General features: G+C 62.1%; 9 protein-coding genes and 1 rRNA gene. 6 read left to right on the plus strand and 4 right to left on the minus strand.

Translation table 11 applies throughout. The features are described from left to right. Positions 1 to 8 precede the first annotated feature (8 nt). From yidD to rpmH, 3 genes are all read right to left on the minus strand, one after another. Complete coding sequence (gene yidD, locus AB3K92_RS22290; protein WP_006750110.1) at positions 9 to 275, minus strand: membrane protein insertion efficiency factor YidD; 267 nt, start codon at positions 273 to 275, stop codon at positions 9 to 11. 75 nt (positions 276 to 350) lie between these two features. Next, positions 351 to 812, minus strand: coding sequence for a ribonuclease P protein component (gene rnpA / locus AB3K92_RS22295; RefSeq protein ID WP_021157986.1), 462 nt, complete (start codon positions 810 to 812; stop codon positions 351 to 353). 15 nt (positions 813 to 827) lie between these two features. After that, positions 828 to 962: a 50S ribosomal protein L34 gene (gene rpmH, locus AB3K92_RS22300; protein WP_004198824.1), complete on the minus strand. Its 135-nt coding sequence runs from the start codon at positions 960 to 962 to the stop codon at positions 828 to 830. 421 nt (positions 963 to 1,383) lie between these two features. On the opposite strand from rpmH, the gene dnaA reads away from it, so the two are divergent. The 6 genes from dnaA (at position 1,384) to istB (ending at position 10,464) form a co-directional block, all read left to right on the plus strand. Beyond that, positions 1,384 to 2,967, plus strand: a complete 1,584-nt coding sequence (gene dnaA, locus AB3K92_RS22305) for a chromosomal replication initiator protein DnaA (RefSeq protein ID WP_059487903.1) — start codon at positions 1,384 to 1,386, stop codon at positions 2,965 to 2,967. Between the two features lie 170 nt (positions 2,968 to 3,137). Further along, positions 3,138 to 4,244, plus strand: coding sequence for a DNA polymerase III subunit beta (dnaN, locus tag AB3K92_RS22310; protein WP_006756934.1), 1,107 nt, complete (start codon positions 3,138 to 3,140; stop codon positions 4,242 to 4,244). 192 nt (positions 4,245 to 4,436) lie between these two features. Further along, a complete protein-coding gene (gene gyrB, locus AB3K92_RS22315) occupies positions 4,437 to 6,911 on the plus strand; it encodes a DNA topoisomerase (ATP-hydrolyzing) subunit B (RefSeq protein ID WP_059619520.1) in 2,475 nt (824 codons plus the stop codon). 153 nt (positions 6,912 to 7,064) lie between these two features. Next, positions 7,065 to 7,709, plus strand: coding sequence for a hypothetical protein (locus AB3K92_RS22320; RefSeq protein WP_124844374.1), 645 nt, complete (start codon positions 7,065 to 7,067; stop codon positions 7,707 to 7,709). A gap of 459 nt (positions 7,710 to 8,168) precedes the next feature. Beyond that, the gene (gene istA / locus AB3K92_RS22325) at positions 8,169 to 9,674 is read left to right on the plus strand and encodes an IS21 family transposase (RefSeq protein ID WP_213309336.1); all 1,506 of its coding nucleotides are present in this window, start codon (positions 8,169 to 8,171) and stop codon (positions 9,672 to 9,674) included. Next, positions 9,667 to 10,464, plus strand: coding sequence for an IS21-like element helper ATPase IstB (istB, locus tag AB3K92_RS22330; protein WP_175223704.1), 798 nt, complete (start codon positions 9,667 to 9,669; stop codon positions 10,462 to 10,464). The genes istA and istB overlap by 8 nt, the downstream gene beginning before the upstream one ends. 274 nt (positions 10,465 to 10,738) lie before the next feature. Here istB and rrf read toward each other — a convergent pair. Continuing rightward, positions 10,739 to 10,851 (minus strand): 5S ribosomal RNA (gene rrf / locus AB3K92_RS22335). Positions 10,852 to 10,913 lie beyond the last annotated feature (62 nt).

Here is a 10,913-nt window from a genome sequence, read left to right on the forward strand (position 1 = left end):
GCGTTGTCTCAGAGTCGATGGGACCGCGCGTCGGCTTCGCCGCGAGCGCGAGTGTCGGAGTTGGGCGGCGGGACGAGGTCGATGCCGCCCGCGGAAAACGGATGGCATCGGCACACGCGCCTGACGGCGAGATACGTGCCGCGCGCGGCGCCATGATACTGGATTGCCTCGCGCGCGTAATCCGAACAGGAAGGATAAAAACGGCAACGGTTGCCGAGCATCGGGCTCACGGCAACCTTGTAGAAGCGCAGCAAGGCGATCAATACCGTTTCCATACCTTGGGCGGCGCCGTACGACGCCGCGTCAAAACCGGCCGGGCAGGCGCGAACGCCGCACCGGGCACGGATGCGTCACTCGGACGCGGGCTTCGACGCACGGCGGGCGATTTCCCGGACTGCCCTGTCGAGCAGCTCGCGGATCTCGGCCGCGCACATCGCCGCGAGCGGGGCGGAAGCCGCGCTCGGCAGCGCTTTCTTGTCGAAGCGCGTGTGCTGCCGCAGCAGCAGGTCGTAACCGGCGAACTCGGCCCGGCGCAAGCGAAACGCATCGCGCGCCAGCCGCTTCACGAGGTTACGTGTTACCGCACGCGGCGCATACTTCTTGCCGACGACGAGCCCCAGACGCGCGGGCTGACCGGTCGGCTTGCCGTAAATCACGAAGTGCGCGGAGCGCCGCCAAGGGCGCAAACGAAAAACGGATGAAAATTCATCCGTTTTCAGAAGTCGCGCAGCTTTCGGGAAGGCGGCTTTCGTCTGCGACGGATTCGCACCCGGCTCGACGGCACCTTCCGCAGGACTGCGGACGGCGGACACAGCGCGCAACCTGCCTTAGATGGCGAGGCGCTTGCGGCCCTTCGCGCGGCGAGCGTTGATGACCTTGCGGCCACCTGCCGTCTTCATGCGGACACGGAAGCCATGGGTGCGCTTGCGGCGCGTCACGGACGGTTGGTAAGTACGTTTCATGATGTTCTCACTTGTTCGAGAATGTCGAAATTCAGGGGACCGCGTGCCCTTAACCGGAGGCATTCGGGCGAACGCAATCGCCGGGAATACAGGATTGGTTTTCGCGGAACCCGCTATTTAAACCGTTTTTCTCTTGACGGTCAATACTTTAGGAGTCGCTCGCCTGTGCCGGCCCACGCCGATCCGGCCCCGCGACCCACCATTCCGGCCTGTGGATAACTCGCGCTGTGGTCGCGTTTGGCGGTAGAATCTCGCCTTATCTCCAAGAATCCCGCACGCCGCCTCGGCCCGCGCCTGCCCCTCCAGCACTGTGACGCAGGCGTCCGAGGCACGCTCGCACGACCGCTTCGGGCCTTGTTGCGCAACCGCGACAAGGGCGCCGGCGAGCCGCGCTGTGCACGCAAAAAACGACAGTTACTTGATGAACGATTTCTGGCAACACTGTTCCGCACTGCTGGAGCGCGAGCTGACGCCCCAGCAGTACGTGACGTGGATCAAACCCTTGGCCCCGGTGGCCTTCGATGCGTCGGCGAACACGCTGTCCATCGCCGCGCCGAACCGCTTCAAGTTGGACTGGGTCAAGAGCCAGTTTTCGGGACGGATCTCCGATCTGGCCCGCGAATTCTGGAACACGCCGATCGAAGTCCAGTTCGTCCTCGATCCCAAGGCAGGCATGCGCAGTGCCGCGGCCGGCGCCGCATCGGGCGCAGCCGCCCCGCGCGCGCCGCTCGCACCGAGCGGCCCGGCCGCCACGGTGGCCGCGATCGCCGCCAACCTGGCCGCGAACGCCGGCGCTGCGCCCACAGCGCCGGCCGACGTGCCGATGACGCCGTCGGCAGCCGCCGCGCACCACCTGAACGCCGACGACGCCGACATCGACCTGCCGAGCCTGCCCGCGCACGAAGCCGCCGCCGGCCGCCGCACGTGGCGGCCGGGCCCGGGTGCCGCACCCGCGAACGGCGGCGAAGCCGATTCGATGTACGAGCGTTCGAAGCTGAACCCCGTGCTCACGTTCGACAACTTCGTGACCGGCAAGGCGAACCAGCTCGCGCGCGCCGCCGCGATCCAGGTCGCGGACAACCCAGGCATCTCGTACAACCCGCTGTTCCTGTACGGCGGCGTCGGCCTCGGCAAGACCCACCTGATCCACGCGATCGGCAACCAGCTGCTGCTCGACAAGGCCGGCGCGCGGATCCGCTACATCCACGCGGAACAGTACGTGTCCGACGTGGTGAAGGCGTACCAGCGCAAGGCGTTCGACGACTTCAAGCGCTACTACCACTCGCTCGACCTGCTGCTGATCGACGATATTCAATTCTTCTCGGGCAAGTCGCGCACGCAAGAGGAATTCTTCTACGCGTTCGAGGCGCTGGTCGCGAACAAGGCGCAGGTGATCATCACCAGCGACACGTATCCGAAGGAGATCTCGGGCATCGACGATCGCCTGATCTCGCGCTTCGACTCGGGCCTCACCGTCGCGATCGAGCCGCCCGAGCTGGAAATGCGCGTCGCGATCCTGATGCGCAAGGCGCAGTCGGAAGGCGTGAATCTCTCGGAAGACGTCGCGTTCTTCGTCGCGAAGCATCTACGCTCGAACGTGCGCGAACTCGAAGGCGCGCTGCGCAAGATCCTCGCGTATTCGAAGTTCCACGGCCGCGAGATCTCGATCGAGCTGACCAAGGAAGCGCTGAAGGACCTGCTGACCGTGCAGAACCGGCAGATTTCGGTCGAGAACATCCAGAAGACCGTCGCCGACTTCTACAACATCAAGGTCGCCGACATGTATTCGAAGAAGCGCCCCGCGAACATCGCGCGGCCGCGACAGATTGCGATGTATCTCGCGAAGGAACTCACGCAGAAGAGCCTGCCGGAAATCGGCGAGCTGTTCGGCGGGCGCGATCACACCACCGTGCTGCACGCGGTGCGCAAGATCGCCGACGAGCGCAGCAAGGACGCGCAGCTCAACCACGAGCTGCACGTGCTGGAACAGACGCTGAAGGGTTGAGCGCGCGCACCGCGCTTGATAATTCGGCCTCCGCCCCAATTTAAGGGGGGCGGTTCGGTTTTGAGGCACAATACTGGTTTGACCGCCCCGGTGGTGGCGGGCCAAGAGCCCGGCCGGCGGGGCGCTGCGAGGCTGCTGCGCTGCAGGCCGTTACTCAACGAAGGAACTCTATGCAACTGGTCAAGACCGAACGAGACACCCTCCTCAGGCCGCTGCAAACGGTCAGCGGCATCGTCGAACGCCGCCATACGTTGCCGATCCTCGCCAACCTGCTGATCACCAAGAACGGCCCGGACGTTTCATTCCTGTCGACCGACCTGGAGCTGCAGATCACCACGCGCGCCGATTTCGGCGTCGGCGGCGACCAGGTCGCGACCACCGTCGCGGCCCGCAAGCTGCTCGACATCCTGCGCGCGATGCCTGACGGCCAGGTCACGCTGTCGCTCGCCGACAAGCGCCTCACCGTTCAATCGGGCAAGAGCCGCTTCGCACTGCAGACGCTGGCGGCCGACGAGTTCCCGACCGTCGCGCAGGCGAAGGATTTCGGCGCCACGCTCACCGTCCCGCAGAAGTCGTTCCGCCAGCTGCTCGGCATGGTCCACTTCGCGATGGCGCAGCAGGACATCCGCTACTACCTGAACGGCATGCTGCTCGTCGTCGACGGCGACCAGCTGATGGCCGTGGCCACCGACGGCCACCGCCTCGCGTTCTCGTCGATGAAGCTCGAAGGCGGCACGTTCGGCCGCCAGGAAGTCATCGTGCCGCGCAAGACGATTCTCGAGCTGCAACGCCTGCTCGAAGACATCGACGACACCGTCACCATCGACATCGCGCAAACCCAGGCCAAGTTCACGTTCGGCCAGGTCGAGCTCGTGTCGAAACTCGTCGAGGGCAAGTTCCCCGACTTCCAGCGCGTGATCCCGAAGGCGCACAAGAACACGTTCGAGATCGGCCGTGAAGAACTGCAGCGTTCGCTGCAGCGCGCGGCGATCCTGACCTCGGACAAGTTCAAGGGCGTGCGCTGCATCATCGCGCCGGGCCAGCTGAAGATCATGTCGACCAACGCCGATCAGGAAGAGGCGCAGGAAGAACTCGAAATCGCCTACCAGGGCGATACCGTCGACATCGGCTTCAACGTCACGTATCTGCTCGACGTGCTCGCGAACCTGAAGGTCGACACCGTGCAGGTGAGCCTCGGCGACGCCAGCTCGAGCGCGCTGATTACCGTGCCCGAGAACGACGAGTTCAAGTATGTCGTGATGCCGATGCGCATCTGACGCGCACGACATCAAGACACACACCAGGGGGCGGCAAGCCCCTTTGGCGTTTTTATGGCGAACCGACAACCCGCCCTTTTAGTGCCTTTTCGGCACTTGGGCGGGCCAGGAAACTGGAGCGGCCCGGCGATTTCCTTCGCTGAAACGCACCGCGCCGCCACCTGAGTGGCCTCGCAGAACCGGAAGATATCCATGAGTGAACAGCACAATTCGCAACCCGATAACAGCAGCTACGGCGCCTCGTCGATCCAGATCCTCGAAGGTCTGGAAGCGGTGCGCAAGCGCCCCGGGATGTACATCGGCGACACGTCGGACGGCACCGGTCTGCACCACCTCGTGTTCGAGGTGCTCGACAACTCGATCGACGAAGCGTTGGCCGGGTACTGCAACGACATCCACGTGACGATTCACGCCGACAACTCGATTTCCGTGACCGACAACGGCCGCGGGATCCCGACCGACGTGAAGATGAACGACAAGCACGAGCCGAAGCGCAGTGCCGCCGAAATCGTGATGACCGAGCTGCACGCCGGCGGCAAGTTCGACCAGAACAGCTACAAGGTGTCCGGTGGCCTGCACGGCGTGGGCGTGTCGTGCGTGAACGCGCTGTCGAGCTGGCTGCGCCTCACCGTGCGCCGCGACGGCAAGAAGCGGTTCATGGAGTTCCACCGCGGCGTCGCGCAGGATCGCGTGCTCGAGGTGGTGGACGGCGTGGAAGTGTCGCCGATGCTCGTGACGGGTGACACCGAGAACCGCGGCACCGAAGTGCACTTCATGGCCGATCCGACCATTTTCGGCACGGTCGAGTATCACTACGACATCCTCGCGAAGCGGATGCGTGAACTCTCGTTCCTGAACAACGGCGTGCGGATTCGTTTGACCGACCTGCGTTCGGGCAAGGAAGACGATTTCGCGTTCGCCGGCGGGGTGAAGGGCTTCGTCGAGTTCATCAACAAGACGAAGACCAACCTGCACCCGACGGTGTTCTTCGCCAACGGCGAGAAGGACGGCGTGGGCGTGGAAGTCGCGATGCAGTGGAACGACAGCTACAACGAAAACGTGCTGTGCTTCACGAACAACATTCCGCAGCGCGACGGCGGCACGCACCTGACCGGCCTGCGGGCCGCGATGACGCGCGTCATCAACAAGTACATCACCGACAACGAAATCGCGAAGAAGGCGAAGGTCGAGACGACCGGCGACGACATGCGCGAAGGGCTGTCATGCGTGCTGTCCGTGAAGGTGCCGGAGCCGAAGTTCAGCTCGCAGACGAAGGACAAGCTGGTTTCGTCCGAGGTTCGTGCGCCGGTTGAGGAAGTTGTGGCGAAGGCGCTGGAAGAATTCCTTTTGGAAACGCCGATCGACGCGAAGATCATTTGCGGGAAGATCGTCGAAGCCGCGCGGGCGCGCGATGCGGCGCGGAAGGCGCGTGAGATGACGCGCCGCAAGGGCGTGCTCGATGGCGTCGGCCTGCCGGGCAAGCTCGCGGACTGTCAAGAGAAAGACCCGGCTAAGTGCGAAATCTACATCGTCGAGGGTGACTCGGCAGGTGGGTCGGCCAAGCAAGGGCGTGATCGCAAGTTCCAGGCGATCCTGCCGCTGCGCGGCAAGGTGCTGAACGTCGAAAAGGCGCGCTACGACAAGCTGCTGTCGTCGGAACAGATCGTCACGCTCGTGACCGCGCTTGGGTGCGGGATCGGCAAGGAAGACTACAACCTCGACAAGCTGCGCTATCACCGCATCATCATCATGACCGACGCGGACGTCGACGGTGCGCACATCCGGACGCTGCTGCTCACGTTCCTGTATCGCCAGATGCCGGACATGATCGAGCGCGGGTACGTGTATATCGCGCAGCCGCCGCTTTACAAGATCAAGGCGGGCAAGGACGAGCGGTATCTGAAGGACGACGTGGAGCTCAACGCGCACATGCTGCGGTTGGCGCTGCAAGGGTCGGAGCTGGTGCCGGGTGAGAATGCGGCTGCGATTTCGGGTGATGCGCTTGGGGAGCTGGCACGGTCGTATCTGCTGTCGCAGAGCGTGATCGAGCGGTTGAGCCGGTTGTATGACCCGGCGGCGCTGGAAGCCGTTATGGACGGGGTGGTGATCGATCTCTCTAATGAGGAGTCGACCGAGGCTTCGGCTAAAGCTCTGCACGCTGCGTTGCATGATGAAGCGCTGAAGAACGAAGTGCGGGTTGTGCCTTCGTATGACGCGGTTCGCGAACAGCGGGCGCTGCATGTCGAGCGCACGCATCACGGCAACGTGCGGGTTTCGGTCATCGACCAGGAATTCCAGCACACGGCGGATTATCAGCAGCTCGTGACCACCGCGAATACGTTCAAGGGGCTTATTGGGGAAGGGGCGGTTATCAAGCGTGGCGAGCGCAGCATGGCTGTCGCGGACTTCAAGAGCGCGATGAAGTGGCTGCTGGCGGATGCTGAACGCAACGTCTCCAAACAACGCTACAAGGGGCTCGGCGAGATGAACCCCGAGCAGCTGTGGGAAACGACGATGGACCCGGCAGTGCGGCGACTGCTGCGTGTGCAGATCGAAGACGCGATCGCGGCGGATGGGATCTTTACTACCCTCATGGGGGATGATGTCGAGCCGCGGCGGGCGTTTATCGAGTCGAATGCGTTGCGGGCGGGGAATATTGACGTCTAACACGGCCGGAACATAGCCGTACAATGCAGGAAAGTAAGGCCCATACGTTGAAAAACTTATGGGTCTTTTCTATTGAGTAAAACATTTCGCATTAAGGCTATTCTTACGGGAGTTGAAGGCGCGCTATACACATGAGTTCAGGAGAAGCCACAAATGGCTATTATCGTAAAGCGAGGTATCACCGAAGAGTACTGGGGCCTCATGAGCGAGGACCGCAAGCTCGGTTGGGAGCTTTTTACGAAAGGGTTGGCCATCGTCGTTGCATTGTTCGTCACAAAGACCGGTGTAACCATCATCGATTGGAGCATCGGGGCGTTTGCTGGATTTACACCACTCATCATCATCCGGAGCCAACGCTCGTTCCGGAAGTACAGCAAGGATCTTCGAAAACGTCTGCTCTGTGCAGTTGTTTTTCTCGGCAGCACGGGCACTGCCGTCCTCGGGTTACTCTACTTTGGCCTCGCGTTCCTAAACGGGATATTGCAGACTTACGCATCGGAAGTCGCTCCGCTGCGTCATCACTCCGACCCGATCTTTTCCGGCATCGCGCTGGGAGTGCTCCTTATCGTTGCCCCGGTCGTGGGGGTAAAGATTTGGCGTGATCTTAAGCTTAGCGAGCTCATCTTTCACTTGCCGAAGCGAGCGCTTAAACGACTAGTGCTCCAACGGAAATACGTAGCCGATAACTTCATTGCCTTTGCACACTTCGAACTAGGCGTCCAGGGTGTCGGATTCTTGTATGCATCGGTATGTGCTGAGATCGTCAAGGTCTATCTAGGCCTCTTCCTATCAAGGTAGAGCCATCGACACTGCCGGGCACATCAGCTTCATCGCCCTGACGAGCCCACTATAAGGCTATGATTGCCGTATCTCCGTCCCCAAACGAGTCACATGCCCTTCTTGCTCAAGTCCGCGCTCCAGGTTCGCAACGTCAAATGCGAAACCGTCCAGATCGACCACAGGCATGTGTCGTCTACAGTCGCGGCGACGCTGCACATCTAGGGAAATCGGCATGGAGCAATCAGAGCTGAGGACCCTACTTGGACAGTTGGTCACGGCATGGGAAAGCGAGGTCGCGGAGTTCAAACAGGCAGGCAACGATTACGATACGGACAGGATCGGAGAGTATTTCTCTGCGTTGTGTGTTGATGTCCACGCAGAACTGACCCACCTGAGGCAGTAATTTTCATCGAATTTTGACCCACGTGATTGAATGCCCTGCTCAATCTTTGAGCAGGGGATACAGAGGTGATCACGGTGGGCATATTGGCCAAGATCAGGCGGATGTATTTCCGCGAGAAGGTCCCGCTGCGCGAGATTGCCAGGCGCACGGGCCTGTCCCGGAACACGGTGCGCAGCTGGCTTCGGCAAACGGATGCCGTTGAGCCGAAGTACCCGAAGCGCGTCAGCCCGAGCGTCGTCGACGAGTGGGCCGCGCAGCTGACGGGCTGGCTGCGGGCGGACAGCCATCGCCCGAAGCGTGACCGGCGCACGGCCCGGTTCATGTTCGAGGCCATCCGCGGCGAGGGCTACGCCGGCAGCTACGGCCGCGTCAGCGCCTTCGTGAGACGCTGGCACGAGGAGCAGGCTGAAGCCCCGCGCAGGAAGGCCTATGTACCGCTGGCCTTCGAACCCGGTGAAGCATTTCAGTTTGACTGGAGCTGCGAATACGCCTTCATCGGCGGGTTGCGGCGACGCCTGGAGGTCGCCCACGTCAAGCTCAATGCCAGCCGGGCGTTCTGGCTGGTCGCCTATCCGACCCAGAGTCACGAGATGCTGTTCGATGCGCACGCCCGCGCATTCGCCGCGTTTGACGGCGTTCCGCGCCGCGGCATCTACGACAACATGAAGACCGCCGTGGACAAGGTCGGCCGCGGCAAGGAGCGCGCGGTTAACGCCCGCTTCGAGGCAATGTGCGGCCATTACCTGTTCGAGCCGGAATTCTGCAACCGTGCCGCCGGCTGGGAGAAGGGCATCGTTGAGAAGAACGTGCAGGACCGGCGCCGCCAGATCTGGCACGAGGCTGCGCTACGACGCTGGGAAACGCTGGAGCTTCTGAACGAATGGGTCGCGGGCCAGTGTCGTCAGGCCTGGCAGATGCGGCACCCGCAGTGGCCCGAGCTGACGGTCGAGGACGTGCTGCAGGACGAGCGCACCAGGCTGATGCCCAATCCACGCCCGTTTGACGGCTATGTCGAGCAGACGCTGCGGGTGTCGTCGACCAGCCTCATCCACTTCCAGCGCAACCGCTACAGCGTGCCCACCGAGTACACGAACCAGCTGGTGAGCGTGCGCTGCTATCCGGCATATCTCAGCGTCGTCGCCGACGCCCAGGAGATCGCACGCCACGAACGCAGCTTCGAGCGGCACATGACCTTCTACGACTGGCGCCATTACATCACGCTGGTCGAGCGCAAACCCGGCGCGTTGCGCAACGGTGCTCCGTTCGTCACGATGCCACAGCCGCTGCAGCAGTTGCAGCGGCACCTACTGAAGCACCCGGGAGGTGATCGCATCATGACGCAGGTGCTCGCCGCGGTGCGCGAACACGGACTCGATGCCGTGCTGCTTGCCGTGCAGGCAGCGCTGGACTCGGGACGCCCCAGTGGGGAGCACGTTCTGAACGTGCTGAGCCGGTTGAAGGCACCCACCACGAGCACCAACCTCGCGACGACGAAACTCCAGCTTACCGAAGAGCCGGCCGCCGACGTGAGCCGCTACGAAACCCTGCGCGCCAACCCACCGGAGGACCGTCATGTCTAACGACATCGCCGCCCAGCTCAAGGGGCTCAAACTGCATGGCATGGCGAGCACCTGGCCAGAGCTGCTGGCGCAGTCGCGTCACACGGAGTTCGACCCGGAGCGCTTCATGAAGCAGCTGCTGATGGCTGAGACGGCGGAGCGACAGGTGCGCTCGATCGCCTATCAGATGACCGCCGCTCGCTTCCCGGCTCACCGCGACCTGAAGGGCTTCGACTTCGCGCAGGCGCACGTCGACGAAGCGCTGGTTCGAGAACTCAGTGACCTGTCGTTCCTCGCAAGCGCACACAACGTCGTGTTCATCGGTGGCCCCGGCACCGGCAAAACGCACCTCGCCTCAGCGATCGGAATTGAGGCCGTGCAGCGCCACGGCAAGCGAGTGCGCTACTTCTCGACCGTCGAGCTGACCAACGCACTGGAGCAGGAGAAGTCCATCGGCAAACAAGGCCAGATCGCCCATAAGCTGATGTACGTCGACCTGGTGATCCTCGACGAACTGGGCTACCTGCCGTTCAGCCAGACCGGTGGCGCATTGCTGTTCCACTTGCTCTCGAAGCTGTATGAACACACGAGTGTCGCGATCACCACCAACCTCAGCTTCGGCGAGTGGGCGACCGTGTTCGGGGACGCAAAGATGACGACGGCGCTGCTGGACCGCGTTACCCATCACTGCCACATCGTCGAAACGGGCAATGAATCCTGGCGCTTCAAGTCCAGTTCTGCCAAGGCGAAGGCAACCAGAAAGAGAGCAGCAAAAGCAGCAGGCAGTGAGGAGTTATCCACACCGGAATAGATGTACTACGCTGTCTCGGGGTGGGTCAGATTTAGATGAAAACGGTGGGTCAAGATTCGGTGGAAATCAACAGCCTAGAAATGCATGAAGACGAAGTCCACGCACTCGAGGATAACTCCGCCGCCAAAACTGATGAACTTCTGTCGCTAGCCAGCTGAATCAGACGCTATTGCAGCGCCCAACATCGGAGAATATTCAACTAAGGGCAGCGCACATTTCCGTCGCGCCAATGCAAAAACCCCCGCCTTTCGGGCGGGGGTTTCTGGCTTAGGAAGCCTGACGATTACCTACTTTCACACGGGAATCCGCACTATCATCGGCGTAGAGTCGTTTCACGGTCCTGTTCGGGATGGGAAGGGGTGGGACCGACTCGCTATGGTCATCAGGCAAAGAGGGTTGTTGCGCTGGCTTCGCAGCACAACCAATCTTGGAAGAAGCAGTAATTTTGA

It is taken from the genome of Burkholderia sp. Bmkn7 (assembly GCF_041103175.1).
In the GTDB taxonomy this organism is placed as follows: domain Bacteria; phylum Pseudomonadota; class Gammaproteobacteria; order Burkholderiales; family Burkholderiaceae; genus Burkholderia; species Burkholderia cepacia.

Coding starts and splice junctions, on each gene's coding strand:
- yidD (WP_006750110.1), bottom strand. CDS start 275: ATGGAAACGGTATTGATCGCCTTGCTGCGCTTCTACAAGGTTGCCGTG.
- rpmH (WP_004198824.1), bottom strand. CDS start 962: ATGAAACGTACTTACCAACCGTCCGTGACGCGCCGCAAGCGCACCCAT.
- dnaA (WP_059487903.1), top strand. CDS start 1,384: ATGAACGATTTCTGGCAACACTGTTCCGCACTGCTGGAGCGCGAGCTG.
- dnaN (WP_006756934.1), top strand. CDS start 3,138: ATGCAACTGGTCAAGACCGAACGAGACACCCTCCTCAGGCCGCTGCAA.
- gyrB (WP_059619520.1), top strand. CDS start 4,437: ATGAGTGAACAGCACAATTCGCAACCCGATAACAGCAGCTACGGCGCC.
- AB3K92_RS22320 (WP_124844374.1), top strand. CDS start 7,065: ATGGCTATTATCGTAAAGCGAGGTATCACCGAAGAGTACTGGGGCCTC.
- istB (WP_175223704.1), top strand. CDS start 9,667: ATGTCTAACGACATCGCCGCCCAGCTCAAGGGGCTCAAACTGCATGGC.